Source organism: Streptomyces sp. NPDC001536 (genome assembly GCF_042894505.1).
Classification (GTDB): domain Bacteria; phylum Actinomycetota; class Actinomycetes; order Streptomycetales; family Streptomycetaceae; genus Streptomyces.
Map to the genome: position 1 here is coordinate 213,833 of NZ_JBIAVQ010000004.1, position 26,456 is coordinate 240,288.

At 70.7% G+C, this 26,456-nt stretch carries 21 protein-coding genes; 9 read left to right on the forward strand and 12 right to left on the reverse strand.

All coding sequences use genetic code 11. The annotated features are described in order from the left end of the window. Positions 1 to 34: 34 nt before the first annotated feature. From ACFY0U_RS13875 to ACFY0U_RS13885, 3 genes are all read left to right on the forward strand, one after another. Complete coding sequence (locus ACFY0U_RS13875) at positions 35 to 1,018, forward strand: winged helix-turn-helix domain-containing protein (RefSeq protein ID WP_388634776.1); 984 nt, start codon at positions 35 to 37, stop codon at positions 1,016 to 1,018. 9 nt (positions 1,019 to 1,027) lie between these two features. Continuing rightward, positions 1,028 to 1,534 (forward strand): glutathione peroxidase, encoded by a 507-nt coding sequence (locus tag ACFY0U_RS13880; RefSeq protein ID WP_388634778.1) that lies wholly within the window; start codon positions 1,028 to 1,030, stop codon positions 1,532 to 1,534. Between the two features lie 83 nt (positions 1,535 to 1,617). Continuing rightward, positions 1,618 to 2,466, forward strand: a complete 849-nt coding sequence (locus ACFY0U_RS13885; protein ID WP_388634780.1) for a MerR family transcriptional regulator — start codon at positions 1,618 to 1,620, stop codon at positions 2,464 to 2,466. A gap of 6 nt (positions 2,467 to 2,472) precedes the next feature. On the opposite strand, the gene ACFY0U_RS13890 is transcribed toward ACFY0U_RS13885, so the two are convergent. Both ACFY0U_RS13890 and ACFY0U_RS13895 read right to left on the reverse strand, forming a co-directional pair. Next, positions 2,473 to 4,332, reverse strand: a complete 1,860-nt coding sequence (locus tag ACFY0U_RS13890; RefSeq protein WP_388634782.1) for an MFS transporter — start codon at positions 4,330 to 4,332, stop codon at positions 2,473 to 2,475. A 205-nt stretch (positions 4,333 to 4,537) separates the two neighbouring features. Further along, positions 4,538 to 7,162, reverse strand: coding sequence for a D-alanyl-D-alanine carboxypeptidase (locus tag ACFY0U_RS13895; protein ID WP_388634784.1), 2,625 nt, complete (start codon positions 7,160 to 7,162; stop codon positions 4,538 to 4,540). Between the two features lie 217 nt (positions 7,163 to 7,379). Here ACFY0U_RS13895 and ACFY0U_RS13900 point away from each other — a divergent pair, with 217 nt between their 5' ends. From ACFY0U_RS13900 to ACFY0U_RS13910, 3 genes are all read left to right on the forward strand, one after another. Further along, positions 7,380 to 8,135 carry a GPP34 family phosphoprotein gene (locus ACFY0U_RS13900; protein WP_388634786.1) on the forward strand — a complete coding sequence of 252 codons (756 nt, stop codon included), beginning with the start codon at positions 7,380 to 7,382 and terminating at the stop codon, positions 8,133 to 8,135. A 348-nt stretch (positions 8,136 to 8,483) separates the two neighbouring features. Then, positions 8,484 to 9,341 carry a helix-turn-helix domain-containing protein gene (locus ACFY0U_RS13905; RefSeq protein WP_388634788.1) on the forward strand — a complete coding sequence of 286 codons (858 nt, stop codon included), beginning with the start codon at positions 8,484 to 8,486 and terminating at the stop codon, positions 9,339 to 9,341. Between the two features lie 230 nt (positions 9,342 to 9,571). Next, the gene (locus ACFY0U_RS13910; protein WP_266825761.1) at positions 9,572 to 9,763 is read left to right on the forward strand and encodes a DUF397 domain-containing protein; all 192 of its coding nucleotides are present in this window, start codon (positions 9,572 to 9,574) and stop codon (positions 9,761 to 9,763) included. A gap of 120 nt (positions 9,764 to 9,883) precedes the next feature. On the opposite strand, the gene ACFY0U_RS13915 is transcribed toward ACFY0U_RS13910, so the two are convergent. After that, positions 9,884 to 10,723 carry a hypothetical protein gene (locus tag ACFY0U_RS13915; RefSeq protein ID WP_388634790.1) on the reverse strand — a complete coding sequence of 280 codons (840 nt, stop codon included), beginning with the start codon at positions 10,721 to 10,723 and terminating at the stop codon, positions 9,884 to 9,886. A 93-nt stretch (positions 10,724 to 10,816) separates the two neighbouring features. Between ACFY0U_RS13915 and ACFY0U_RS13920 the strand changes: the two genes are divergently transcribed. Together ACFY0U_RS13920 and ACFY0U_RS13925 are read left to right on the forward strand one after the other, a co-directional pair. Then, positions 10,817 to 11,602: an SDR family oxidoreductase gene (locus ACFY0U_RS13920; protein ID WP_388634792.1), complete on the forward strand. Its 786-nt coding sequence runs from the start codon at positions 10,817 to 10,819 to the stop codon at positions 11,600 to 11,602. A 125-nt stretch (positions 11,603 to 11,727) separates the two neighbouring features. Continuing rightward, the gene (locus ACFY0U_RS13925; RefSeq protein WP_388634794.1) at positions 11,728 to 13,296 is read left to right on the forward strand and encodes a sodium:solute symporter family protein; all 1,569 of its coding nucleotides are present in this window, start codon (positions 11,728 to 11,730) and stop codon (positions 13,294 to 13,296) included. 337 nt (positions 13,297 to 13,633) lie between these two features. On the opposite strand, the gene ACFY0U_RS13930 is transcribed toward ACFY0U_RS13925, so the two are convergent. The 9 genes from ACFY0U_RS13930 to ACFY0U_RS13970 all read right to left on the reverse strand — a co-directional run bounded on the left by ACFY0U_RS13930 (position 13,634) and on the right by ACFY0U_RS13970 (position 24,802). Next, positions 13,634 to 14,749: an ADP-ribosylglycohydrolase family protein gene (locus tag ACFY0U_RS13930; protein WP_388634796.1), complete on the reverse strand. Its 1,116-nt coding sequence runs from the start codon at positions 14,747 to 14,749 to the stop codon at positions 13,634 to 13,636. Positions 14,750 to 14,885: 136 nt separating this feature from the next. Then, positions 14,886 to 15,146 carry a hypothetical protein gene (locus ACFY0U_RS13935; protein WP_388634798.1) on the reverse strand — a complete coding sequence of 87 codons (261 nt, stop codon included), beginning with the start codon at positions 15,144 to 15,146 and terminating at the stop codon, positions 14,886 to 14,888. Next, complete coding sequence (locus tag ACFY0U_RS13940) at positions 15,143 to 15,490, reverse strand: DUF6247 family protein (protein ID WP_388634800.1); 348 nt, start codon at positions 15,488 to 15,490, stop codon at positions 15,143 to 15,145. The genes ACFY0U_RS13935 and ACFY0U_RS13940 overlap by 4 nt, the downstream gene beginning before the upstream one ends. 100 nt (positions 15,491 to 15,590) lie before the next feature. Beyond that, on the reverse strand, positions 15,591 to 16,358 hold the full coding sequence (locus ACFY0U_RS13945; protein ID WP_388634802.1) for a helix-turn-helix domain-containing protein: 768 nt from the start codon (positions 16,356 to 16,358) through the stop codon (positions 15,591 to 15,593). A gap of 331 nt (positions 16,359 to 16,689) precedes the next feature. Next, a complete protein-coding gene (locus ACFY0U_RS13950) occupies positions 16,690 to 19,740 on the reverse strand; it encodes a tetratricopeptide repeat protein (RefSeq protein ID WP_388634804.1) in 3,051 nt (1,016 codons plus the stop codon). Between the two features lie 66 nt (positions 19,741 to 19,806). Then, positions 19,807 to 20,352, reverse strand: coding sequence for a hypothetical protein (locus ACFY0U_RS13955; protein WP_388634806.1), 546 nt, complete (start codon positions 20,350 to 20,352; stop codon positions 19,807 to 19,809). Positions 20,353 to 20,387: 35 nt separating this feature from the next. Next, positions 20,388 to 20,948 carry a L,D-transpeptidase gene (locus ACFY0U_RS13960; protein WP_388634808.1) on the reverse strand — a complete coding sequence of 187 codons (561 nt, stop codon included), beginning with the start codon at positions 20,946 to 20,948 and terminating at the stop codon, positions 20,388 to 20,390. Positions 20,949 to 21,291: 343 nt separating this feature from the next. Next, positions 21,292 to 23,877 carry a bifunctional FO biosynthesis protein CofGH gene (locus ACFY0U_RS13965; protein ID WP_388634810.1) on the reverse strand — a complete coding sequence of 862 codons (2,586 nt, stop codon included), beginning with the start codon at positions 23,875 to 23,877 and terminating at the stop codon, positions 21,292 to 21,294. Between the two features lie 79 nt (positions 23,878 to 23,956). After that, positions 23,957 to 24,802, reverse strand: coding sequence for an LLM class F420-dependent oxidoreductase (locus ACFY0U_RS13970; RefSeq protein WP_388634812.1), 846 nt, complete (start codon positions 24,800 to 24,802; stop codon positions 23,957 to 23,959). 129 nt (positions 24,803 to 24,931) lie between these two features. Here ACFY0U_RS13970 and ACFY0U_RS13975 point away from each other — a divergent pair, with 129 nt between their 5' ends. Beyond that, complete coding sequence (locus tag ACFY0U_RS13975) at positions 24,932 to 26,449, forward strand: CehA/McbA family metallohydrolase (protein WP_388634814.1); 1,518 nt, start codon at positions 24,932 to 24,934, stop codon at positions 26,447 to 26,449. Positions 26,450 to 26,456: the final 7 nt, after the last annotated feature.

A 26,456-nucleotide genomic window follows, 5' to 3' on the forward strand; every position in this document is an offset into this window, starting at 1 on the left:
ATCTTTCGCGCAGACACGAAAGGTCGTACGACGCATGGGCTTATGGCTGATCGATGCCGACACCCTCGCCCGCAGCCGCTTCCTGCTCTCGCCGTTCGCCGAGACGTTCGCGAGCCTGAGGCTGCTGCACACCGGCACCGGCGCCCACCCCGGCGAGGAGGCCTGGCTGCGCGCGCATCTGCCCGGCTACCGCTCGCTCCTGGCGGCCGACCCGGTGGCGGGACCGCTCGTCGACGCCGGGCTCAGGTCGTGGATCGCCGACTTCATCTGTCCCACGCCGTGCGCCGGGGAGACCTTCGAGGAGACGGTGGCACGGGTGCGGGCGGCCGCCCCCGAAGCGGCCCGCGCCAACCTCCGGGTGTCCCTCGCCGGACCGCTCCCCGCGCTCCTGGAACGGGACGACCTGCCCGAGCGGGCGACCGCGCTCCTCACGTACGTCTGGGAGGAGACCGTACGGCCGTACTGGGAGCGTCGGCGGCGCGTCCTGGAGGCCGACGTGGTCGCACGGACCGCGCAGGTGAGCCAGGGCGGCTGGGCCGCCGTTCTGGACTCGCTGCGGCCCTGGACCCGCTGGCTCGGTGGCAGCCGGTTCCAGGTCAACCTGCACGACTATCCGCCGCGGGAGATCGCCTCCGGCGCGGAGCTGGCCTTCATCCCGGTGACGACGGGGCGGGGCTGGGTGTCGTGGGAGGGGCGGGAGCGGTACGCCGTGGTCTACCCGTGTGCCGGGGTGCTCGCCGAGGACCACGACCGGCGGCCCGTGCCGGCCGGTCTCGGGGCGCTCATCGGCACCGCGCGGGCGGGCACGCTGATGCTGCTCGGCTCCCCCATGAGCACGACGCAGTTGGTCGCCGTCACCGGGCAGAGTCTCGGCTCGGTCGGTCGGCATCTGCGGGTGCTCCTGGACGCGGGGCTGGTGGAGCGGCGGCGGGCGGGGCGGTCGGTGCTGTACGAGCGGACGGCGGCCGGGAGTGTGCTCGTGGAGGCCTCACGGCGGCCCGACACTTACCGGAGTTAGCATCCGGTTATGACCACTGCTGACAGCACCTCCCCCCTCTCCGTCGACATCGACTCCCTCCAGGGCGGCGCCGCCGACCTCTCCCAGTACGCGGGCCAGGCCGTCCTCGTCGTGAACGTGGCCTCCAAGTGCGGGCTGACCCCGCAGTACAACGGGCTCGAGAAGCTCCAGGAGCGGTACGCCGAGCGCGGCTTCACCGTCCTCGGGGTGCCCTGCAACCAGTTCCTCGGGCAGGAGCCCGGCAGCGCCGAGGAGATCGCGGAGTTCTGCTCGGCGACGTACGGCGTGACCTTCCCGCTGACCGAGAAGGTCGAGGTGAACGGCGAGGGCCGGCACCCGCTCTACGAGCGGCTCGTCGGCTTCGCGGACGCCGAGGGGCACAGCGGGGACATCCGCTGGAACTTCGAGAAGTTCCTCATCGGCCGCGACGGCACGGTCGTCGCCCGTTTCTCGCCGCAGACCGAGCCGGAGTCGGACGAGCTGGTCGCCGCCGTCGAGGCGCAGCTGGCCGGTTGAGCCGGTTGACCTTGCCCCTGGGGCAGGGCTGAGCCTCCTGGTCACCGGGCGGACGTCGCCGTCCGGTGACGGAGGATGAACCGGTGACCGACGAACTGCTCACCATCGGCGCGTTCGCCGCGCGGGCCCGCCTGTCGGCCAAGGCCCTGCGGCTGTACGACCGGCTCGGCCTGCTGGCCCCGGCCCATGTGGACGAGGCCAGCGGCTACCGCTACTACCGCGCCGGCCAGGTCGAACGCGCCCGGCTCGTGGCGATGCTGCGGCAGCTCGACATGCCGCTCGCCCGGATCGCCGAGGTGGTCGAGGCGGGCGGGGCCGCGGGCGCGGACGCGCTGGCCGCGTACTGGGCGGACGTCGAGGCGCGGGTGGCGGGGCAGCGGACGCTCGCCGAGTACCTCCGTGGACGACTGTCGGGGAGGAGCTCCGAGATGTACGGGAAGTTCGTGGTGGAGACGGTTCAGCTGCCGGAGCGGGTGGTGATCACCCAGAAGCGGCACACGCTCGCGGACGAGCTGCCGGCCTGGATCGGCGCGTCGCTGGGGCGTCTGGAGGCGGCCTCGCGGGAGTGCGGGGGCGTGACGGCGGCGCCGTTCGTCGTCTACCACTCCGAGGTCTCCATGGAGAGCGACGGCCCCGCCGAGTCCTGTGTGCCGGTCGCCGACGAGGCCGCGGCACGGGCGTGGGCGGCGGAGCACGGACGGGCCTGGGAGACGCGGGTCCGTGTCGACCCGGCCCAGCGGTTCGCGTACACCCGCATCAGCAAGGCGCAGGTCGCCCATCCCCAGATCATGGCCGCCTTCGAGGCCGTCGAGGAGTGGATCACCGCGCAGGGCCTGGAACAGGCCGGACCCTGCCGGGAGATCTACTTCGCGGACTGGGACGCGGCGGGACCGGACGACGCGGTGTGCGACGTGGCGTTCCCCGTCAGGTAGCCGGCCTCACTTCAGCTCGTCGGGGCACGGCGTCCCCCGCGGCAGCTGATAGGGCGCCGCCAGCCGGTACGTCCCGGCCTTCGGTGCCAGCAGCTCCGTCCACTTGTCGCCGTGGACGTCCTCCTCCGTCTCCGTCAGACAGCCGTTGACGTTGTCGTACGACTTCGGCTCGCCGTCGGGCCGGTCCTTGGACGCCTCCGTCTCCTGGGGGCCCTTGAGGCTCTTGCCGTCGGCGTCGACGATGCTCAGCCACGGCGAGTAGGGGATGCGGATGAGGATCCGGCCCGGCTTGGACACCTGGAGGGTCCACTCGCCCTGCTCGGCGCGCTCCACGACCGCGTTGGGCTCGGCGAGCGGGGCCGGGTCGGTCACCGCGAACAGCTGCCAGTTGGCGTCGCCCCAGACCTGCTTGAGGTACGGCATCCCGCGCTGCACGAGCTCCCGCTCGCGCTCCCCGCCGTCGCCGTCGGGCGCATCCTTCGGCAGCACCACGAAGTGCACGGCCCAGCGCTCCAGCCACTCGTGGTAGTTCGCCGAGTTGAGGGTGTCGTCGTAGAAGAGCGGGTTGCGTTCCATGTCGGCCTGGCGGTTCCAGCCGCGGGCCAGATTGACGTACGGGGCGAGCGCGGAGGCCTCGCGGTGGGAGCGTGCGGGCACGACTTCGACGCGGCCCTTCTCCGCGCCGACCCCCTGGAGTTCGTTGACGAGCGGCGCCAGTTCGCGGGCCCAGGAGGCGGCCGGGGTGGTGTGGACGACGTCGTCGACCGACTTGAACCCGATCCAGCCGGTGAACACGGCGATGGACAGGACGATCGCGTACCACTTGCGTGAGCGCGGCACCGCGAAGGGCAGCGCCGCCACCAGCGCGACCCCCGCGAACAGCATCGGCAGCCGCGAGATGTTGGTCCCGATCTGCGAGCTGATCAGCCAGACGAGGACGACACCGAGGGCGTACACCGCCGCCGTCAGCCGGACCGTCTTCCACTCCTTGGGGACGAGCGCGCAGACGAGGACGCCGTAGGAGAACGGCAGGATCACCGAGCCGAACCCCATCGGCTGCGTGCCCGAGAACGGGAAGAGCCAGGCCGACACCGCGACCACCGCGGTCGGCGCGATCCCCAGCGCCCACGCGCCCGGCCGCCGCTTCTGGAGGAACAGCGCCGCGGCCACCAGCCCCACGAACAGTCCCGCCACCGGCGAGGACATCGTGGCGAGCGCGGCCAGCGGGGCCGCGCACAGCGCCTTCGCCCAGCGCTTGTAGCGCCAGCGGTACGGCCAGCAGAACACGACGGCGACCGCGCCGAGCGCGAACACCGTGCCCAGACCGAAGGTGACCCGCCCCGAGGCGGCGTTGCACAGGAACGCGAAGACCCCGGCGAGCGCCGCCCACAGCGGGTTCTTCACCGAGCGGCTGCGGATGAGGATCATCGTGAGCAGCCCGGCGGAGACCGTCCCCGCGATCATCATCGTCGTACGGACACCGAGCACCGACATCAGATACGGCGACACCACGCTGTACGACACCGGGTGCATCCCGCCGTACCAGGCCAGGTTGTACGCCGAGTCCGGGTGCCGGCCGACGAACTCGGCCCAGGCGTCCTGGGCGGCCAGGTCGCCGCCGCTGTTGGCGAAGGTGAAGAACCAGACGACGTGGAGCACACCGGACAGCGCGGTGAGGGACAGGACCGGGTGTCTCAGCAGGCGCTCACGCAGAGCGAGGAAGGCGGAGTGCGCGGCCGACGGCTGCTTCTCCGCAGGACTGTTCGTGCGTTCCCCGCCGTCACGCGGCGCGGGCACGCGTATTCGCGGGCCGGTTCCCGGGCCCGGATCGGCGTCGTCGGCGCGTGTCGGCTCGGCTGTGGCCACCTTCAGGCACTCCCCGTGTCCCGTCTTCTGTTCTCGGCCCCGTCCCGTTCCGGCCATGTTCACGGCTGTGTCTCCGGGAGCGGCGACCTGCCCCGATTCGTGACGCTAGCACGCACCCCGCCGACGGGCGCCCTGACGGGTACTCGGTCGACGGGGTGCATACAGGATCTTCGCTCCACTTTTGCCGTACGAGCCGCTCTACGCGTCAGCTGACGCGCGTCAGCTTGTCCGTGAAGCCCGGCTCGACGAGGTCGTTCTGGAGCGCGACCGGTACCTTCACCGCACCGGCGGAGGCGTCACCCACGGTGAGCGTGCCGACCTTGGTGCCGGCCTTCGCGGTGTGCGGTACGTCGTCGGCGGCGAACGTCAGCTTGACGGTGAGCCCGGACCAGCCGACGGCAGTGACGTCCTTGGTGGCGACGACGGGGGTCTTGCCGCCGAGGCCGTCGTCGACGTATCCGACGACATCGCCCTTCTTGAGGATGGTCGCGGACTCCAGCGCGCCCTGGGCGGCCCGGATCAGCTTGTCGCCGCCGGTGAGGGCGGCGCTGAGGATGGTGTTGTCCACACCGCCGGCGGGCTGGCGGACGACGGCTCCGACGATGGTGCGGGTCTCTCCGTTTACCTCCTTCTTCGCCGCGAAGAGGAGGTTGCCGAGGGCGGAGGTGGTGGTGCCGGTCTTGATGCCGACGACGTTGTTCTTGCCGACGATCTGGTTCCAGTTGGGGTGGTTGACGCCCTTGTAGTCGTCGTACGACATCATCGCGGCGACCTCGCGGAAGGCCGGGTACTCCATCGCCTTCTTGCCCAGCTTCACCTGGTCCACGGCGGTGGACACGGTGGTGTTGTTCAGGCCGGAGGGGTCGGTGTACGTCGTGTTCGTCATCCCGAGGTCCTCGGCGGCGGCGTTCATCTTCTCGACGAACGCCTTCTCCGAGCCGGCGTCCCAGCGGGCGAGGAGCCTCGCCACGTTGTTCGCGGATGCGATGAGGATGCTCTCCAGGGCCTCGCGCTGGCTGATCGAGTCACCGGCCGTCACGTTCACGGTCGATTCCTGACCGGCCTGGGACTGCTTCTCGGCGGTCTGGTCGATCTTGATCTTCGGGCCCTCGGCGCCGCTCTTCAGCGGGTGGTCGCGGAGGATGACGTACGCCGTCATGACCTTGGCGACGCTGGCGATCGGGACGGGCTTCTGGTCGCCGGAGGAGCCGAAGCTGCCGATGCCCTGGACGTCGAGGGCGGCCTGGCCCTCGGTGGGCCACGGGATGTCGACCTTGCCGCCGTCGAAGGAGTAGGTGTCCTTCGCGGTGAGTTCGAGGGTGGGGGTGGGGAGGGGGCGCATTGCCTGTGCGACCGCGAAGACGACCGCGAGGAGCAGGACGAGGGGGGTCCAGATCTTGACCCGGCGGAAGGTGGTCCGCAGGGGGGTCTGCGGGGGCGGCGGGGTGTTGGTGAGCTCGGCCAGCAGGTCCAGCGGGGGCTTGGGCGGGAGGGGCTGCTGGGTGGTGCGCTCGGGGCCGATCTGGGGGATGGCGGTGGTGACGTCGGGCTTGAGGGCGACGAACTTGCTGGGCAGTTTGAGCATGGTGGTGGGCTGGTCCACACGGGCCTCGGCTTCGCCTTCGGCCTTCGTGTTCCCACCCGCACCACCCGTGCGGCTCTCGTCGTCGGCCGCGGGTGGCCCCTGTGGGGCGTCCTCGCCGTCGGCGGCCCGCGGCGCGGGGGCGGCGGGCTCGCCGACCGTCTTCCCGGGCTCACGGGGCGCCTGCGCGGCCTTCCCGGAGCCTTCGCGGGCGCCACGGGCGTCGCGGGCGCCACGGGCGTCGCGGGCGCCACGGGCGTCCACGGAATCGCCAGGGGTCGCGCGGGGGTCCGCCGCGGCGGCCGCCTCGGCAGATTCGTCGGCGTCCTCGTCGGCGTCGCCATCCGCCTCGGGTGCGGCGTCGGCGTCCGCGGCAGCCGGAGAATCCCCGGACCGCACCCAGGCGGCCACGGCAGCACGCAACCTCGCGTCGCCTTCGCCACCCTGAGCACCGTCGGTGGGCTTGGCGTCCTGGACGTCCCCGGCAGCGTCGGCCGGCTCGGCGTCCCGGACGTCCTCGGTGGGCACCGCGTCCTCGGGCGCCTCCGAGGCCTCGGCCCCGGTCTCGGCGCCATCGGCGTCCTCTGCCCCGGCAGAAGCCTGCTCGCCGGTTGCCTCCGAAGCGTCCGCGTCCCGCGAATCCTCGGCGGCGTCGGTCGGCTTGGCGTCCTGGACGTCCTCCGCCGCCGAGTCGTCCTCCGCGGCGTCCTCGGGCGCCTCCGAACCTCCAGCACCGGCCTTCGCGGCCTCGCGGCCGCCCTCGGCCCCGGCAGATGCCGGCTTGGCGTCCTCGGCCGCATCGGACGGCTCGGCATCCCGGACATCCTCGGGCACCGCGTCCTCGGGCGCCTCCGGGGTCTCGGCAGCGGCCGTGGCGTCCTCGACCTCCTCGGCCGCGGCGGGCGTCCGCTCGTCGGGATTCACGGCGTCCTGGGGGCCCTCGGGCGCCGTGGCGTCCTCGGTGCCGGCGGGCGGCGTGCCGGGAGCCTCCTCGGTCCCGGTCGGATTCACCTCGTCGTCGGTTTCGCCCCGCGCCGCGGCCCGTGCCTTCGCCACGTCCCGGGCCGAGAAGACCCGCGTCGCCGTGTCCACGCCACCGCGGGCCGCGGGCGGCTCGGTGTCGCGGGCCACCGCCAGGCGGGGGTCGCGCACCTCACCCCGGGCTTCGGGAACCGGATTCGCGCTCCCCGACGTCGGTTCTGCCGACGACTCGCGCTGCTTCGACCTGTCGGGGGACTCGCCCGCCACCGATGCCTCCTAAAACGTGAACCCGCCTGGATCGCCTCGCCCTGACACCGCTCCCCCGCAGTGTCCGAACCATGTACCAGTGTCCTGTGTGAGGGCTTGGCTCCTGCGGTAGACGAGAACGACATACCTACCGGTTCCACTACAAACAGGTCACGCACCCTCGACAGACCAATGTGAGAGGGGTCACCCTGTCTTTCATCCACGCGGGGAGGCATGGATGGGCAGGAGCCGCAGAACACTTCCGGAGGAGCTTCTGCTGCTGGCGCTGGACCCGGCCACGGGTACCACCGCACAGCCGCAGTCGCTCGACCTTGGTCTGGCCGGAGCACAGCTAGTGGAGCTGGCGCTGGCCGGACGGATAGCCCCAGACGGGGATCGTATCGCCGTGGTGTCCCCACGGCCGACTGGAGATCCGACACTCGACTGCGCGTTGGAGTTGCTGCGAAGGCGTGGCGCTCCGGTCCGGGCGGTCAACTGGATCGGCGGGCCGCGCCTTGGGCTTCGCCAGACCTACCTCTCGCATCTGGAGCGGTGCGGCATGGTGCATGCCGTGGCGGGCCAGATGTGCGGAGTACTGCCGACGACTCGCTACCAGGCGAGTCAGACCGAGATCAGCCGGGAGATCAGAGCCCGACTGGACTCCGCGATCCGCACCGGCGTACCGCCGGACCCGCGGACCGCGGCGCTCGCCGCCCTGGCGCACGCGGTCGGCCTCGGCAAGCACCTGTATCCGGGTAACGAGGGACGTTCGTCCCGCTCCCGGCTGCGGGATCTGATCAGGCACGACCCCATGGGCGGTCTCGTCGCGCACGCCGTGATGGACGTCCAGAACGGTGTGGCCGCACAGCCACGCCGTAGCCCGGCCCCGACCGGCCGTCCGGCCGGACCAGGTGCCAGGCAGGCACCGGAGCCCGCCCGCGGCGTTCCGGTGCAACCGCGCCGCGGTTCCATGGCGCGTGTCGTGGCTCACTGAGCCGCAGTCCCACGACACGTCCGACGGAGACCGCACCACGCACCACACGCACCTCCGGCGTACCCCAGACCCGGTATCGGGAGCCGCTGGTCCGCGCGGGGCGGCGGGACCGTGTGTCCGAGACGACACCACGGTCCTGCCGTCCCGCGCGGCCTTTTTTGTGCCCCCGGGTCATGGCCGGATCGCGCCCGCGGGGCGCCAACTGCCCTGTGATCATGGCGATCTGGCGTGTACCCAGCGCATATCCACCGTTTCCCAGCGGTAGAAACCACCTTGGTGGCAGTCTGCTCAACAGCAGATACGCAAAGTGGCAATTTTCGAAGGCACGCAGCCGGAGGTGCACGTCCCGTGGCGTCCAATGTCAATCCCACCGTCAGGCGACGCCGGCTCGGCCAGGAGTTGCGCCGGCTCCGTGAACTCAAGGGCATGACGGCCGAAGAGGTGGCCGAACGGCTTCTGGTGTCGCAGTCGAAGATCAGCCGGCTGGAGAACGGCCGGCGCAGTATCAGCCAGCGCGACGTCCGCGACCTGTGCGGAGTGTACGAGGTCGAGGACGTCCGGATCGTCGACTCCCTGATGCAGATGGCCAAGGACAGCCGCCAGCAGGGTTGGTGGCACTCCTTCGGCGACATCCCCTACAGCGTCTACATCGGCCTGGAGACGGACGCGGCGAGTCTGCGTGTCTACGACCCCCAGGTCGTCCCCGGTCTCCTGCAGACCCGCACCTACGCCGAGTCCCTCATCTCCGGCGCGCTGCCCGAGGCGACGCCCACCGACATCGACAAGCGTGTCCAGGTGCGGCTGCGCCGACAGGAACGTATCTCTGCCACCGACAACCCGCTCCGGCTCTGGGCCGTCCTGGACGAGGCGGCGCTGCGCCGCGAGGTCGGCAACCGGCAGGTGATGATCGAGCAGTTGGAGCATCTGATCGAGATGTCCCAACTGCCGCACGTGACGGTGCAGCTGATCCCCTTCACGATGGGTGCGCATCCCGGGGTGAGCGGGCAGTACGCGATCCTGGAGTTCCCCGACGCCGCCGATTCCAGCGTGGTCTACATCGAGGGCGTGACGAGCGACCTGTACCTGGAGAAGGCGCAGGACGTACAGAAGTACAGCGTCATGTACGAACATCTGCGGGCACAGGCCCTGAACGTGGACCAAAGCAGGGAATTCATCTCAGGCATCGCGAAGGACTACGCACGCTGACCCACTCTGTAAGGCGAAGCGCCGCAAGGTACACCTTCGCCCGGTCGCAGCGGAAGACCCCCATGGAATATGCCACCCGCCCGGGTGAATACTTCCTCCGCTCCCCGATGTTGGCGAGTAGCGTCGATCACGCCATCGGATAACAACGTTGGCGCAAACCCGTGCCGTGCAGACGGAGACAAACGCACGCCACGGCGACAGCAACTCAGCAACTGGCTATCGGAGCGAAAATGGCAATCAAGCAGGGCGCCGCGGACAAGTGGGTCAAGTCTTCGTACTCCCAGGGCAATGGCGCGTGCGTCGAGATCAAGTCCCCTGTCGTGTCGGCGATGGCCGTCCGGGACTCGAAGATCCAGAACGGCCCTACGCTGGCCTTCCCCGCGGACGCGTGGAACGCCTTCGTCGGCTCGGTCAAGGCGTAATTGATCGAGTGATCGAGCAGCACCACACAACTACACAAGCATCACCGAAGAGCCCTCTCGTCCAGCTCGCCGTCCTTGCCGAGGGGGCTCGGCTTGTGTCCCGACCCAGGCCTGTCGGACCTACCGGAGGCGGTCCACGTAGGTGTCCGTCCCGGGCACGGTCGGGATGAACGGCGCCACCAACTCCACCCTTCCCAGGCCGGCCTCCTCCACCGGCTTCTCCAGTCCCGTGAAGTACTCCTCCCAGCACTCCCGCGGATCGGCCTCCAGGAACCACAGCAGTGTCAGCCGGGTGTCGACGCCCTCGACCTGCTTCACATACGTCATCCGGTCCCCCGGCAGCGGCGTCGGCCGGAAGACCGTCACCATCGCCGCCGGTGACCCCGCGATCCGCTTCGGCAGCTGCCGGGACCGCAGCCACTCCAGCAACTCCGCGCGCCGCGCGGCCGACTCGGCGTCGATCACCTCGACGACCAGGCCCTTGTACGGGTGGTCGAGGGCGTGGAAGTCGCGGGGCCCGGCCGCCCCGTCCCGGTAGACCGTGACCTCGTGGTCCTGGAACGCGGTGAAGACATGCGTCCGGTCCTGGTAGACCCGGGCGTCCCGGTTGAGGCGCTTGTTGATGCCGACGGTCCACTTCATGTGGTCGTCGTAGCGGCCGTCGGTGATCCAGTACGTCGAGATGTAGCACCCGGCGGTGACCGGCTGGGCGATCGCCGACTTCTCGGGGTAGCGCAGGAGTTGGAGGTCCCGGGTGGCGACCCAGCGGCGCCCGGCGTACATCCAGGGCATCGCCATCGCGCCGGCGTAGTAGTGGTCGTCCTCGTACCAGCGGTTGTACGCGTACTCGTGGCCCGGATGCGGCTCGACCATGGTGATGAGCGCATGGCCGGGGCGGACTCCGTACGGGCCCACGGCGGCCAGTTCGGCGTACGTCTGACTGCGGGTCTCTTGGCTCATTCCCTTCCCCTTCCTGGGTGGCTCGCCCATACTCTGACGCCCCGTCAGATATAGCGCCAGGGTCGTGAATCAGCGGATTCAGGGAGGGGTCTCATGCCACTGCTCACAGGCAAGACGGTGGTCGTGTCGGGTGTCGGCGCCGGGCTCGGTCACCAGGTCGCCGCGGCCGTCGTACGCGACGGCGGGAACGCCGTGCTCGGGGCGCGCACCGAGGCCAACCTCGCCAAGAGCGCCGCCGAGATCGATCCGGACGGGGCGCACACGGCGTACCGGCCCACCGACATCACCGACGAGCGACAGTGCGTGGCGCTCGCGGAGTTGGCGAGCGAGCGGTTCGGGCGGATCGACGCGGTGGTCCATGTGGCCGCCTGGGACAGCTACTTCGGCGGTGTGGAGGACGCGGACTTCGCCACCTGGCAGTCGGTGATCGACGTGAATCTGCTGGGGTCGCTGCGGATGACGCGGGCGTGTCTGCCGGCGCTGAAGACGTGCGGCGGCTCGGTCGTCTTCATCGGGACGCAGTCGTCCGTGGCCGCCCCCTCGCAGGTGCGGCAGGCGGCGTACGCGGCCTCCAAGGGGGCGCTGACGAGCGCCATGTACTCCCTCGCACGGGAGCTCGGGCCGCACCGGATCCGGGTCAACACCGTGCTGCCGGGCTGGATGTGGGGACCGCCGGTGCAGGCGTACGTCCAGTTCACCGCGCACACGGAAGGGGTCGAGGAGTCCGAGGTGCTGGGAAGGCTCACCGAGCGGATGGCCCTGCCCGAGCTGGCCACGGACGGGGATGTGGCGGACGCGGCGGTGTTCCTGGCGTCGGATCGGGCGCGGGCGATCACCGGACAATCACTGCTGGTCAACGCCGGGGAGCTGATGCGTTGAGTTCATATAGGTGAACCAAGGCCATCATGTCGAATACTTTTACCTCCCTTTGACCTTACGCTCACTTGTCGTGTTCACGCGACAGCGCCCACGATGAGCGCCGGGCTGACCCTGGGAGGGCGCACATGAACGGTCTCGACTGGGCCGTACTGATCGGCTATTTCGGCGTGATGGTCGCGATCGGCGTGTGGTCGCACAAGCGCGTGGACAATGTCAGCGACTTCTTCACGGCCGGCGGCAAGATGCCCTGGTGGCTCTCCGGCATCTCGCACCACATGTCGGGCTACAGCGCGGTGATGTTCACGGGCTACGCGGGCATCGCCTACACCTACGGCGTCACGTCCTTCGTGACGTGGTCCTTCCCCATCGCCCTCGGTATCGCGATCGGTTCGAAGCTGTTCGCGCCGCGCATCAACCGGCTGCGCTCACGGCTCCATGTGGCCTCCCCGCTGGAGTATCTGAAGAACCGCTACGACCTGAAGACCCAGCAGGCGCTGGCCTGGTCCGGCATGCTGCTGAAGATCGTGGACGTGGGCGCCAAGTGGGCGGCGATCGCCACCCTGTTGTCGGTCTTCACCGGCATCTCGCTCAACCAGGGCATCCTCATCACCGGCACGATCACCGCCGTCTACTGCACGATCGGCGGCCTGTGGGCGGACGCGCTGACCGAGCTCGGCCAGTTCGTCATCCAGCTCCTCGCCGGTGTCGCGATGTTCGTCGCGGTCGTCGCCGAACTCAACGACAAGGGCATCGGCTTCTTCGAGGCCTGGGACCGTCCGGAGCTCGAAGGCCACGGCGAGCCGCTGGTCGGGCCGTACGGCACGGTCTTCCTCCTCGCGTTCCTCTTCATCAAGCTCTTCGAGTACAACGGCGGCATGCTCAACCAGGCCCAGCGCTACATGGCCACGGCCAACGCGTACGAGGCCGAGCGCTCGGCACGCCTGTCCGCGATCCTGTGGCTGGTGTGGCCGGTGGTCCTGTTCTTCCCGATGTGGATGTCCCCGCTGCTGGTGGAATCCCAGAAGCCGGACGGCTCCGATTCGTACGGCCTGATGACCGAACAGCTGCTGCCGCACGGCCTGTTGGGCCTGGTGATCGTCGGCTTCTTCTCCCACACCATGGCGATGTGCTCCTCCGACGCCAACGCCATCGCCGCGGTGTTCACCCGGGACTGCGCGCCGGTGGTGTGGCGCAGGGCGCGGGCGTGGAGCGAGGGTCAGGGGCTGAAGGTCGCCCGCATCACGACCGTCGTCTTCCTGGGCCTGTCGATGGCGGCGGCCACCCAGGTCAACTCCCCCGCGTTCAAGGACATCATCACCGTCGTCATCAAGTGGGTGGCCGGTCTGATGGGCCCGATGGCGATCCCGATGATGCTCGGCCTGCTGCGGCCCTTCCGCCGCTCCGGCCCCACCGCCGCGCTCACCAGCTGGTCGATGGGTCTGCTCACCTTCTGGCTGGTCAACTACCCGATCAACTGGAACGTCGACGGGGGCGTCCCGCTCCAGTACCAGGTCTCGATCCCGCTCGCGGTGTCGCTGATCCTCTACGTCCTCATCGGCTTCGTGAAGCCGGAGGACACCCCGGAGCGGCTCGCGATCATCGAGAAGATCAACACGGACGGGGACGGGGCGGCCGCGGCGGCCGTGCCGGTGCCGGCGGGGCCGGTGGACGAGGTGGTCCGGACGAAGGACTAACGCGGGTGCGGCGGTGGGGGTGCGGGTGGGGTTTCCTCGCCCCCGCCGCCCCTACCCGTCCCATCCCCCAGGGGCGCTGCCCCTTCGACCCCGGTCCCTGGGGGCTCCGCCCCCAGACCCCCATCGGCCCCTGAGGGCCTCGTCCTCAAACGCCGGACGGGCTGAAAGGCACGGACCGGCGTTGAGAGGCGCAGCCCCCCGCGGGCGGGTGGGGGATCGGGACGGCTGCCCTCGTCCTCAAACGCCGGACGGGCTGAAAGGCACGGGTGGGTGGGGGATCGGGACGGCGCGGTCTCGTCCTCGAACGTCGGGCGGGCTGAAAGGCATGGGCCGGGCGTCAGCCCCTCGGATACCTGGCCAGCCACCCCGGGGACGAGCCCGCCGGGCCGTGGAGGGCGGGGCCCTGGGTCATCTCCATGGCGAAGTCGTCCGCCAGTTCCAGCAGCGTGGGACGGCCCTCCAGCTCGGCCAGCCAGGCCGGGGGGAGGGCCGTTTCGCCGTGGAGGGCGCCGAGGAGTCCGCCGGTGAGGGCGCCGGCCGCGGCGGAGGGGCCGTCGTGGTTGACGGAGAGGCAGAGGCCGTGCCGGACGTCCTCGCCGACGAGGGCGCAGTACACGGCGACGGCGAGCAGCCCCTCGGCCGTCCCCTGCCCCATGAGCTCCCCGACCCGCTCCGGGGTCGGCATGCCCTGCCGTACGGCGCCCAGCGCGTGCTGCAAGGCCTCCGAGACGGGCTGATGCCCCGGCCGGGCGGCCAGGAGCGCCAGCGCCCGCTGCACGGCCCCGTCGAGGCTCTCGCCGCGGGCGAGCGCGTGCACGATGACGGCGTACGCCCCGGCGCAGAGGTACGCGACCGGGTGCCCGTGGGTCTGCGCGGCGCACTCCACCGCGAGCTGGGCGACGAGCTGCGGCTCCCAGCCGACGAGCAGCCCGAAGGGCGCGGACCGCGCGGCGGCCTCGGCACCGGCCTCGCCGGGGTTCTTGGGCACCTCCAGGGTCCCCATGTTCTCGTCGCCGAACCCGACGATCAGGGAGCGGGCGGGATCCCGCCGGGCGTACAGCCACTCCTCCCGCGCGAGCCAGCCGTCATCCTTGCGCCGCTCGTCGGGCCCCCAGTCCCGCTGGGTGGCGGCCCATCTCAGATACGCCCGGTGCAGATCGGTCGGCGGATGCCAGGCCCCTATGTCGCGGCGCACCTGGGCCCGTATGAGCCCGTCGACGGAGAAGAGCGTGAGCTGGGTGAGATGCGTGACGGCCCCGCGTCGACCGTAGGCGGCACCGAGATCGACGACGCCCTCAGCCCCGTATGCCTCCCGGATCCCGTCGAGACCGACCTGGTCGACGGGCGCCCCCAGCGCGTCCCCGACCGCGACTCCGAGCAACGTCCCCCGCACCCGGCTCCGAAAGTCCTGCTGCTCGACACGGCCCCATATGGCCCCGGCTGTCGCACCCACCAAGACCTCCCCAGCGGCACCGCCCGCGTACACGACGATTCAGCACTGTAATCGACCGGGAACGGTCGGTTCAGGGGGCGAATGGGTTTGCGGGGTGTGCACGGAGTGGTCGGGAATGGGCGTGGGTGGTCAGGTATCAGCCGTACCAGGTGACGTTGCAGACGTAGACGCACTCGTGGCGGGGCACGGCCAGGAAGCTGATGAAACCGCGGCCGCCGAGGATGTCGAACTCACGCAACCCGCCCTCCCTGTCCAGCGGCCTGCCGACCTTCACCGAGTCATGTCCGAGCGCGGCCAACTCGGTGGCGATCCGCTCCACCTCCGCCACCACTCCGGGCGGCAGCCCTCCCGTGACGTACTCGGCACTCGGGTTGTAGTCCCAGGCCCAGTCCGTCACAGTCCGGCCTCCGCCTCGGCCGCCTCCCGGATCGCGCGGATCTCGGAGATGGCCTCTGCCGGGTCCTCCTCGCCTGCGTCCACTAGCCGCTCCAGCTCACGCAACCGGGCGGCGCGCTCCGGGTGCCGCTCGATCGCCACGAAGACGGCCCAGGAGTGCACGAAAGCCCGCAACGGGGCCAGGCTCTGCGTCTGCTGGGCGTTCGTCGTGGCTTCGAACAGGTGCTGCGTGAGGGCTGGAACCCGGCTCGGAGCGATCCGCGTGACCGCCGCCCGCAATGCGTCCGGCGTGAGTTCGGGCATGGGGATCAGCGGTCCGTACGGGCCATCGGTCTGGGCGCTCACGGTGACCTCCGGTGCGGGTGGCTCGGTCCTCGTACGGTACCGGCGGAGTCGGTGGCGTGGTGCTTGGGCGGCGCTTGTCATGGGGGTCGTCTCCAGGGGTTCACGCCGCTTCGGCCGGGCGGCAGTCCCGGCACCGGCCTGGTTGTGGGGCTCTGAAGGCGCGCTCGCAGCCGTCACAGGTCTGGAGAGGGTCCGGGCGTAGGGCGCGAGGGGGTGGCGGGGGCGCGATCGGGAGGGGTGCGGGGAGGAGTGTGGTGAGGCGGCGGGCGAGGAAGGCCGCCGGGCGCTTGATCGGATCCTGCGGGAGCCCGCTCGTCAGGGCCTGCTCCACGACGGTGGCGGGTACACCACGCTCCAGCCACACCGACACGTCCGGCACCAATCGCCGTACGTCCCGTTCGGACAGCAGTAGCCGGGAGTCGTAGGCGCGCAGGCGGGTCAGGAGGTCAGCGGCCGGTGTCTTCTTCGGTTCGGACGCCCTCGGCGCGGTGAGTTCTGGAATCGGGGGCGCCGCGCTCCGCGGCTTGTTGTACGAGGTCGTCCGGGTCCTCACTTGCCCCGATTGAAGACGCTCCCTGGCACGCGTGAGGTATCCGTGTTCCTCCAGCTCCCGCAGCGCGGCGGCGATCCGGATCTCCCCTTCCGGGAACTTCCCCGCCAGCGTCTTGATCCCGATCGACGCCCCGGCGGGCAGCGACTGGATGTGTACCGCGAGGCCGATCGCCATCAGCGACAAGTCGGGGTGCTGGGCGAGGTGATTGCCGACCACGGTGAAGTTCTCGGTGTGCGGTTCATTCACATGGATGACACCCGAGTGGGAATGCCGGGTCTTCGCGGGCGCGGGCGCGCTAGGCTGCTTGTCAGTCATCGGGAAGCGTCTCTTCCTGGGTGATCAGGCCCTCGCAGCGGGATTGCCGTCCCCGCGAGGGCCGAAGTATGTCTGGAGTTGTTGTCGCAGACGCTGCACCACACCACCCCGCCGCGCCAGCCGAGTTGGGCATATTCACCCCGGAGAGTGATCGCCGGGGACGGTAGGGGTGGGTTGGGTTCTTTCCCCGGTTCTTTGGTTTTTGACGTCGGCGGCCACCGGGTCATGACGCACCGCGATCCGGTGCCAGTTCCGCCCATACGGTCTTGCAGCCGACAGTCCCTCCGCGGCGGCGTTCACCGGGCCCGGGATCCTCGGGACCCGGCAGCCCCTACTCCGCGTAACGCGCCCGCATCGCGTCCCGCGCGGCGACCACCCGCTCCAGCCTGGGCTCCAGCCGGGCGCGGTCAGTCCCGTCGCTGTGCAGCAGGATGTCCAGGCACCCGGACACTGCCGCAAGGTAGGGCCAACCGTGCGGAGCCACGAGGGCGCGGTGGAGGTGGTCGTCCAGTTCGGGCCACGAGGAGGAGGTGGCTCGGAGCGCGACCGCCAGGAGGACGCCGTCCTCGGGCCGGTCCAGGAGAGCGAGCCTTTCCCACAACGGCCGGGCGGCGGCCAGCCCCTCACCCCCGCTCACGGCCAGGGCCAGATTCAGCAGACCAGTGGCCTCGTCGAGGGCGAGATGCCGTTCCGCCACTTGGCGAGCATTCGGCCAGTCCCGCATGTACAGATACACGCTGCACCGGACGTCTGCCTCTTTCGCCGTGTCGCCACCGAGCGCGGCTGCCGCATCCAGCTCGGTGAGCGCCTCTTCGAACCGGCCGCTCCACAGGTGCACTTGGGCCAACCGCCGATGTTCGTCGCCTGACGTCAAACAGCTTTCGAGATCCTGCTGCGCCTGCTCCAACCGGCCGACGGCCATGTTCGTATAGGCCCTGTTCAGAAGAACTCCCGGGTAGCCCGTACCCAGCTCGACCGCCCGGTTCGCGTCGACGAGAGCATCGTCGTAGCGGCCCTGGCGGAGGTGCGCCCTGCAGCGATGGAGCAACGCCCACTGGTACTCGGGACGGAGGCGCAGCGCCTTGTCCAGGTCGGCCATCGCCGGTTCGTATCGACCGTGTTGGGCATGCAGGGCGCCCCGGCTGGCGTACACCGAGGCGTACGTGTCATCGAGGTCGATGGCCCGCTGGTAGTCGGCGAGCGCGTCCACCTCACGGCCCGCGGCGCCGAGCGCGTCGCCACGCTCGCACAGGACCCAGGCGATGTCGGGAGAGAGCTCCACAGCTCGGTCGAGGTCGGCCAGTTGGAGCTCATGCTCGCCTCGTGACCGACGTACCCGTGCCCGGTGCACGAGGGCCCAGACGTAGCCGGGTTTCAGGGCGAGGGCCTGGTCGAGGTCCGCGAGCGCGAGGTCGTACTGCTTGAAGACATCGCGGATCGCGCCCCTCGTGGCCCAGGCGTTGTACTGGGTCCGGTCCAGCTCTATCGCGCGGTCCGCGTCACACTGCGCCGCGTCGTAGTGGCCGACGAGCCGGTGGCAATCCGCGCGAGTCGCCAGAATCCTGGCGTTGTGGGGCTCCAGGGCATGGGCGCGGTCCAGGTCCGCCATCCCCGCCGCGTACTCGCCCGACTGGGATCGGGCGATACCCCGGCCGTGGTAGGCGTGGGCCAGATCCCCGTCAAGGGCGATGGCACGGTCGAACTCCAGCAGTGCACCGCGGAGTTCGCCGCTCGACCGGAGGACCGCACCACGGATGGCGTGCACGAAAGCTCGATGGCCGGTGTCGTCGAACTCCGCCCGGTCGAGCAACAGCCCCAGGGCACCCGCTGTGTTCGGCTCCTCCAGCGCGTCCAGCAGATCCCGCCCCCAGCGACCCAGCACTGCCGCTTGGGTGTCCTCCCCCGCCTCCGTCAGCACTCGTGCCCACCGTCGAGCCTCCTCAAGGCCCTGTACGCAGGCCTGCACCACATCGCCGAGCACCTCCGGCAGCGCGGCCGACTCCCGTGCGCACAACCGGTGATACGCCTCGGCCAGCCGCAGCTCCCGCCACCGCTTGTCCGTCCACGGGTCGTCGCCCGAATCCGCCCGCCGCTCCTCCCGCCAGCCGGCGAAGGCGTCCGCGAGCCGCCCATGCCGTTCCGCCCACCCTCGCGGCGAGCGGCGTCGCTCCAGGCGGAGCATCGGCGCGCGTACGACGTCGTGGTACTGGGCCCGTTCGCCCCGCTCACTGACGAACGGCATCGCGCGCAGCCAGTCGTACAACGCCCTGGCCTCGTCCTCCGCACAGTCCTGGACGACCGCACGGAACACGTCGGCGTCCAGGAAGCGGGGCAGGGCGCACTCCAGGGCCACCCGTCGCCGTACCGGATCCTGCTCCCATTTGAGGAATCGCTCCACGGCGGTCGCCCCGGGGTCCCCCACGTCGTCGGGGTCGTCCGGGCGGGACTCTGCGAGGGTGGAGACGAGTACCGGCAGACCACCCGTGAGGCGTAGTACCTCGGCCACGACCGGCTCGGCCACAACCCCTCGTTCCGCGAGCAGGCCCCGCGCCTCCGCCTCGGTGAACGGGCTGAGCGACACGTCGGTCATGAAGTCGGCGAAGGCGCCCCAGCGGGCGGTGTCGAAGGGGTATTGGCCGGCCGTGACGACGATGACGTTGGCGGGGAGTTCGCCGTATCGGTCGGTGGTCATGAGCTGATGGAGCCAGCTGTCGAGGAAGGTGCCGGTGCTTTCGTAGGTGTCGAAGAAGAGGACCAGCCAGGGTGCGGTGGAGGCCACGTCCGCCAACTCGTCCAGGAACTTCGGGGTCAGAACGCGTTCCGGTGCGAGAACCAGCTGCACGTCCTCCTGGTTGCGGAAGCGGGCGCTGAGGCGGGTCTTGATCCGGGCCGCGCCTTCGGCCAGTTGGGCGGAGTCGACGGCTCCGACGAAGGGGCCGGCGCCGGGGATCAGGCCCAGGCCGGCCACACCGAGACGGACCGCCGTCGTGGTCAGCGGAGACGGGCCCTCGGGGGTGGGTTCCAAGGCGGCCACCTCGGCCTCCGCCTCATGACGTCGTTCCCGGTGAGCGGTGAGCGCGTCCTCCAGTTTCCTCAGCCGGGCTCCCTGAGCGGCAAGTTGCTGACATATCGCGGCGAGGGCCTCCGGCACGCTCCCGGCACTCTCGTCGACGTATGCGGTCAAGGTGCCTTTCTCACGGGCCAGTTGTTCCAACTCGCGGACCAGAAAGGTCTTTCCGACCCCCGCGTTACCGTGCACATGGAAAAGGAACCGGTGCCGTTCGTCCTCCGGGGGGATCTCGAGGTTGGCGCGGAAGGCCGCCCGTTCGTCGTTCCGTCCCACGAACCCGGCCCGCCTGCGCTGTCGGATCAGTTCCTGCATCGACGGCCGCGCCCGCACCATCCGTACGTCCCCTCGTTCCGGAAGTCCGCCGACACCATTCTGGCCTCAGCTCATCAGCCCGAGGCCCGACCGTCTGCGCCGGATCTCGGACATCCGCTCGCGGGCGTGCTGCGGCGGCAGCTCCGCCGCCAGCCGGGCCAGCTCCTCGAAGATCGACAGGTATGTTCCGCCGCCTCCTTCGCCCCGCAGTTCCCGTTCCCGCTCCACGAACGGCCGGACCGCCTGCCAGACCGAGACGATCCGGGTGCGCAGGACCGTGACCAGCAGGGATTCGTCGAGGAGTCCGAAGACGGCGAGGTTGGCGAAGGACTGGTAGTAGTACACGACGCTGTAGAAGGCCGACTTGGCCTCGTCGGGCAGCCCGCGGACTCCGGCCTCCGGGTCCTGCTCCGCGCCCAGGCGCATGGTCACGTAGTCGTGCTGCTCGTGGAACTCGGCGGACCGGAACTCCGCGAGCAGGTCGATCATCACGGATATGTGGTTGGCGTGGTTCGCGATGCGGGCCTGCCGTGCGCTGAACACGACGGAGGTCACCACGGCGACGACGGCGATGCCGGTGGTCGCGACGTTGAAGACGACGGAACTGTCCATCCGGCCACGGTACGGAGCCCGCACCGCGAGCGGGGCTAATCGACGACGACTACCGACGTTCCCGTCTCGCCGAACGTCCACAGTGCCGACCCGTCCGCCTTTGCCATGCGGATGCCGCTCGTCCGTGCTCCCGAGGCGACCGGCGGCGGTGACGCGCCGTCCACCGCGTTGGAGAAGGCGATGGACAGGCCCGACTTGCTGGCGAAGTAGATGATGTGCTCGATCTGGACGCCGTCGGAGCCGGTCGTGGCGTCGCGGCGGACGTCGACCTTGTAGCTGCCGGGGTCGGGGCTGACCGTGCCCGGCCAGACCGGGAAGGTGCGCTGGGTCGCGTCGCTCGCGTCGACCAGCCAGACCCTCTTCTCGGCGAGGGAGTAGACGATACGGCGGCCGGTGCCGGAGTCGTCCGGTACCGCGGTGGCCGTCGACTTCGTGGGGGACGCCGAGGGCTGCGCGGAGGCGGAGGCGCTCGGGCGGGGGGCGGCGGCCGTGGGCTTCGCGCCCTCGTCCGCCTTGACGGCGAGGAACGCGACGGCGGCTATCGCCCCCACCGTCAGACCGGTCACCCAGACCTTCGGGGCAGGCACGGCACGCATCTCCTCAGCTACGGCCCCCTCCGGACAAACAGGGGTCCGATCATCGTACTGCGACCCATCCAGGCTCCCGCCCCAAGCCCAGCCCACACCCACCCTCAGCCCGGCCCGAGCCCGCGCGCCTCGTCAGCCCGGCCCGAGTCCCGAGGCCGGGGCCCGGGCGCCGGAGACCGGGGCCCGGAGCCGGAGACCGGAGCCGGAGACCGGGGCCCGGAGCCGGAGACCGGAGACCGGAGCCGGAGACCGGGGCCCGGAGACCGGAGCCCCTGGGCCGGGGCCCAGCCCAAGCCCCAAGCCCCGAGCCCGCGCCCCAGCCCAGCCCGCGCCCCCAGAACGGCGCCCGCTCTCAGTCCAGCACCGGCAGCAGCTCCGGCAGATGCCCGTCCGACGCCGTCGCCGCCCGCTGTCGCTCCTCCGGTACCTCGCCGTACAGCGTTGTGCGCGGCCGGGCGGGGCGGCCCGCCAGTTCCGCCACCGCCACCAGGTCGCGTACCGACTTGTAGGAGCCGTACGACGAGCCGGCCATGCGCGAGATGGTCTCCTCCATCAGCGTGCCGCCGAGGTCGTTCGCGCCCGAGCGCAGCATTTCCGCGGCGCCCTCCGTGCCGAGCTTGACCCAGCTGGTCTGGATGTTGGGGATCCAGGGGTGCAGCAGCAGCCTCGCCATCGCCGTGACCGCCCTGTTGTCCCTCATGGACGGGCCGGGGCGCGCGATGCCCGCCAGGTACACCGGGGCGTTGGTGTGGATGAAGGGAAGGGTCACGAACTCCGTGAAACCGCCCGTGCGTTGCTGGATACCGGCGAGGGTGCGGAAGTGGCCGAGCCAGTGCCTCGGCTGGTCCACGTGGCCGTACATCATCGTCGACGACGACCTGATGCCCACCTCGTGGGCCGTCGTGATCACCTCGATCCATGTCGCCGTAGGCAGCTTGCCCTTGGTCAGGACCCAGCGGACCTCGTCGTCCAGGATCTCGGCCGCGGTGCCGGGGATCGAGTCCAGGCCGGATTCCTTCGCCGCGCTCAGCCACTCGCGGATCGACATGCCGGTGCGGGTCGCGCCGTTCACCACCTCCATCGGGGAGAACGCGTGGACGTGCATGCCCGGGACCCGTTCCTTCACCGCCTTCGCGATGTCGAAGTACGCCGTCCCCGGCAGGTCCGGGTGGATGCCGCCCTGCATGCAGACCTCCACCGCGCCCACCTCCCACGCCTGCTGGGCGCGGTCGGCGACCTGGTCCAGGGACAGGGTGTAGGCGTCCGCGTCCGTGCGGCGCTGCGCGAACGCGCAGAAGCGGCAGCCCGTGTAGCAGACGTTGGTGAAGTTGATGTTCCGCGTGACGATGTACGTGACGTCGTCGCCGACCACCGACTTCCTGACGTCGTCCGCCACTCCGCACAGCGCGTCCAGCGCCGGACCGTCCGCGTGCAGCAGCGCCAGCGCCTCCGCGTCGGTGAGACGGGTCGGGTCGTCGGCCGCCACCCGCAGGGCCTGGCGTACGTCCGTGTCGATCCGTTCCGGGACCATGCCGGGCGCCGCCGCCTCCCGCAGGGCGCCCCAGTCGCCGTACACCTCGTCGAAGTCGTCACGGCGGTCGGACGTACGGCCCTCGGTGTCGATGGTGGTGTGGAGGTCCGTACGGCCCGACGACACGAACACCTCCTCCGGCTCCTGCCACGGGTGGCCCTCCACGACGGCGTCGGGAAGCGCCAGGCCGGTCTCCGGGTCCGCCAGCGCCCGTACGTGCGGCAGCAGCCGCGGGTCCAGCCACGGCTCGCCGCGGCCCACGAACTCCGGGTAGACGCACAGGCGTTCACGCAACGAGAAGCCGACGGCGGCCGAGCGCTCGGCCAGCTCCTCGATCTGGGGCCAGGGGCGTTCGGGGTTCACATGGTCGATCGTGAGCGGCGAGACCCCGCCCCAGTCGTCGATGCCGGCGCCGATGAGACGTTCGTACTCGGAGTCGACCAGGTTCGGCGGGGCCTGGAGACAGGCCGAGGGGCCCATGATGTGCCGGGCCACGGCCACGGTCGCCACCAGCTCGTCCAGCTCCGCGTCCGGCATGCCGCGCATCGCGGTGTCCGGCTTGGCGCGGAAGTTCTGGATGATCAGTTCCTGGATGCCGTGGTAGGAGCGGGAGACGCGGCGCAGCGCGAACAACGACTCCGCGCGCTCCTCGTACGTCTCACCGATGCCGATGAGGATGCCGCTGGTGAAGGGGACCGACGAGCGGCCCGCGTCCTCCAGCACCCGCAGCCGGACGGCCGGTTCCTTGTCGGGGGAGCCGTAGTGCGGGCCGCCCGGCTCCGACCAGAGCCGTTCAGCGGTCGTCTCCAGCATCATGCCCATCGACGGCGCGACCGGCTTCAGGCGCTGGAAGTCCGTCCACGACATCACCCCGGGGTTCAGGTGGGGCAGCAGGCCCGTCTCCTCCAGGATGCGGATGGAGATGGCACGGACGTAGGCGATGGTGTCGTCGTAGCCGTGCGCGTCGAGCCACTCCCGAGCCTCCGGCCAGCGATCCTCCGGTTTGTCGCCCAGGGTGATCAACGCTTCCTTGCAACCCAGCGCGGCCCCGCGCCTGGCGATGTCGAGCACCTCGTCGGGGGACATGAACATTCCGTGTCCGGCGCGGCGCAGCTTGCCGGGGACGGTCACGAACGTGCAGTAGTGGCATTTGTCCCGGCACAGCCGGGTCAGGGGGATGAAGACGCTCTTCGAGTACGTGATGACGCCGGGGCGGCCCGCCGCCTCCAGGCCCACGTCACGGACGCGGGCGGCGGAGGCGGTGAGATCGTCGAGGTCCGTGCCGCGGGCCTGGAGAAGGACCGCGGCCTCGGCCACATCGAGGGCCACGCCGTCACGGGCGCGTTTGAGGGCGCGACGCATGGAGTTCTCGGTCGGGCCGGTTCCGGGAGTCGCGGAAGTCGTCATCCTTCGAGCATACGAGCGAGGTGATCAGGCCTGGCAGGCGCCGCCCGATTCGTCCCCTCCCCCCGGGCGTTACAGGGTGTCACTGGAAGCGGGCGTAGTCGTCGAGTAGCCGCAGGACCTCCGCCTCCCCCGCAGGCGGCAGCTGCACCACGACCTCCTCGATGCCGAGGTCCGCGTAGTGGGCGAGCTTGCCGGGACTGGGGAAGACCGCGTACGGCACGATCTGGAGGGCCTCCGGGTCGCGGCCCGCGTCCGCCCAGGCGACGCGCAGCACCGGCAGCGACTCCGTCAGACCGCGCCCGCCGATCGGCAGCCACCCGTCGGCGTACTCGCAGATGTGCGCGAACAGCTTGGGGCCGGCGGCGCCGCCGATGAGGGTGCGGGGGCCGACGACCGGGCCGCGCGGCTTCTGGGCGGGCTTGGGGTAGGCGTGCGAGGCCCGTACGCTGCCGAACTCGCCCTCGTAGGCGGTCGGTTCGTCCGCCCACAGGGCGTGCATCAGCCGCATCCGGTCCCGGACCAGCTCACGCCGGGTGCGCCAGGCGACGCCGTGGTCGGCGGCCTCCTCGACGTTCCAGCCGAAGCCGAGGCCGAGGGTGAGGCGGCCGCCGGAGAGGTGGTCGACGGTCGCGATCTGCTTGGCCAGGTCGATCGGGTCGTGCTGGGCGACCAGGGTGATGCCGGTGCCGAGACCGAGCCGCTCGGTCACCGCCGCCGCCTGGCCGAGCGCGACGAAGGGGTCCAGGGTGCGGCCGTACTCGGGCGGCAGCTCGCCGCCCGCCGGGTACGGCGTCACCCGCTCCACCGGGATGTGCGTGTGCTCGGGCAGATACAGGCCGGCGAACCCCCGCTGCTCCAGCTCACGGGCGAGCCGGGTCGGGGTGATCGTCTCGTCGGTGAGGAAGATCGTCGCGGAGATACGCATGACCTATCTGTACCCGGAGGGCCCTCATCTGTCCATACCGACTGGTCGGCATTGTCCGTCGGATTTCTCAGTCACCTCAATTCCCCTGTCTTTCCACGGCAGTTCACAGACGTCCGGAAGAGTTGAGGCATGTGTGACGACAACGAGCTCCACCACAGCATCGGAAGACGCACACTCCTCGTGACGGGAACCGCCGCCGCGCTTACGTTGGGAAGCGTGACCTTCGCCGCGGCCGCCGACGGTGACCAGGAGACCAGGACGATCCGGGGCACCCTGCCCACCGGGTCCCCCGACTTCGTTTATGTGCCGGTCGAAGTCCCGTCCGGCGTAAGGGAGATCAAGGTCTCCTACACCTACGACCGCCCCGCCGTCCCGGCAGGCACGGCCGGCAACGCGCTCGACATCGGCATCTTCGACGAGCGGGGCACCGAACTGGGCGGGAAGGGCTTCCGGGGCTGGTCGGGAGGGGCCCGCAGCGAGTTCTTCCTGCGCGCCGACGACGCGACGCCGGGATATCTGCCGGGACGGGTGCGGGCGGGCACCTGGCACATCGCGCTCGGTCCGTACACGGTGGCGCCGCAGGGGCTGTCGTACGAGATCACCATCACGCTCACCTACGGCGAGCCGGGCACCGTCGTCGAGCCGGTCTACCCGCCCTCCCGCGCGCAGGGCCGGGGCCGTGCGTGGTACCGGGGCGACTGCCATCTGCACTCCTGGTACTCCGACGGCCGCCGCACCCCGGCCGAGATCGCGGCCCTCGCCCGCGCGGCGGGCCTGGACTTCATCAACACCTCGGAGCACAACACCCATGCGGCACACGCCCATTGGGCCACCGAGGCGGGCGACGACCTGCTGATCCTGCTGGGCGAGGAGGTCACCACGAGGAACGGCCACGTGGTCGCCCTCGGCACCGACCCCGGCACCTTCGTCGACTGGCGCTACCGGGCCCGCGACAACCGCTTCGGCCGCTTCGCCCGCAAGATCCGCAAGGCCGGGGGGCTGGTCGTCCCCGCCCATCCGCACGCCACCTGCATCGGCTGCAACTGGAAGTTCGGCTTCGGCGAGGCGGACGCGGTCGAGGTCTGGAACGGCCCCTACACGCCCGACGACGAGGTGGCGCTGGCCGACTGGGACGGCATGCTCGTGGCGTCCGTGCGCGAGGGACGGGACTGGATCCCGGCCATGGGCAACAGCGACGCCCACCGGGACCCGGACGTCGTGGGGTCGCCGCAGACGGTGGTCCTCGCCGACGACCTCTCCCGCGAGGCGATCCAGGAGGGAATCCGGGCGGGGCGGTCGTACGTCGCCGAGTCGAAGAACGTGTCCCTGGCTTTCACGGCGACCGGTGCCAAGGGCGAACACGCCGGTATCGGCGAACGGTTGGCGACCGCCCCGGACACCCCGGTGACGGTACGCCTGGAGGTCTCGGGCGCACCCCGCTGCACCGTCCGGTTCGTGACCGACCAGGGCGTGCTGTTCACCAGCGCGCCCCTGCCGGTCGCGGGCTCGGGGGTGGTCGAGTGGCGGACCACGCCCGCCTACGCGGCGTACGTGCGGGCGGAGCTGCGGCACGAGGCGGCGGCGGGGCCCCTGCCGGGCGCGCTGGCGGCGTTCTCGAACCCGATCTTCCTGGGCCGCGTCCACTAGACCCGCG

What these genes read in the sequence shown, in the direction of transcription:
- ACFY0U_RS13910 (WP_266825761.1), top strand. Translation starts at nt 9,572, where the DNA reads ATGGCAATCAAGCAGGGCGCCGCGGACAAGTGGGTCAAGTCTTCGTAC.
- ACFY0U_RS13900 (WP_388634786.1), top strand. Translation starts at nt 7,380, where the DNA reads ATGGGCAGGAGCCGCAGAACACTTCCGGAGGAGCTTCTGCTGCTGGCG.
- ACFY0U_RS13975 (WP_388634814.1), top strand. Translation starts at nt 24,932, where the DNA reads ATGTGTGACGACAACGAGCTCCACCACAGCATCGGAAGACGCACACTC.
- ACFY0U_RS13920 (WP_388634792.1), top strand. Translation starts at nt 10,817, where the DNA reads ATGCCACTGCTCACAGGCAAGACGGTGGTCGTGTCGGGTGTCGGCGCC.
- ACFY0U_RS13955 (WP_388634806.1), bottom strand. Translation starts at nt 20,352, where the DNA reads ATGGACAGTTCCGTCGTCTTCAACGTCGCGACCACCGGCATCGCCGTC.
- ACFY0U_RS13950 (WP_388634804.1), bottom strand. Translation starts at nt 19,740, where the DNA reads ATGCAGGAACTGATCCGACAGCGCAGGCGGGCCGGGTTCGTGGGACGG.
- ACFY0U_RS13965 (WP_388634810.1), bottom strand. Translation starts at nt 23,877, where the DNA reads ATGACGACTTCCGCGACTCCCGGAACCGGCCCGACCGAGAACTCCATG.
- ACFY0U_RS13970 (WP_388634812.1), bottom strand. Translation starts at nt 24,802, where the DNA reads ATGCGTATCTCCGCGACGATCTTCCTCACCGACGAGACGATCACCCCG.
- ACFY0U_RS13945 (WP_388634802.1), bottom strand. Translation starts at nt 16,358, where the DNA reads ATGACTGACAAGCAGCCTAGCGCGCCCGCGCCCGCGAAGACCCGGCAT.
- ACFY0U_RS13925 (WP_388634794.1), top strand. Translation starts at nt 11,728, where the DNA reads ATGAACGGTCTCGACTGGGCCGTACTGATCGGCTATTTCGGCGTGATG.
- ACFY0U_RS13875 (WP_388634776.1), top strand. Translation starts at nt 35, where the DNA reads ATGGGCTTATGGCTGATCGATGCCGACACCCTCGCCCGCAGCCGCTTC.
- ACFY0U_RS13880 (WP_388634778.1), top strand. Translation starts at nt 1,028, where the DNA reads ATGACCACTGCTGACAGCACCTCCCCCCTCTCCGTCGACATCGACTCC.
- ACFY0U_RS13960 (WP_388634808.1), bottom strand. Translation starts at nt 20,948, where the DNA reads ATGCGTGCCGTGCCTGCCCCGAAGGTCTGGGTGACCGGTCTGACGGTG.
- ACFY0U_RS13915 (WP_388634790.1), bottom strand. Translation starts at nt 10,723, where the DNA reads ATGAGCCAAGAGACCCGCAGTCAGACGTACGCCGAACTGGCCGCCGTG.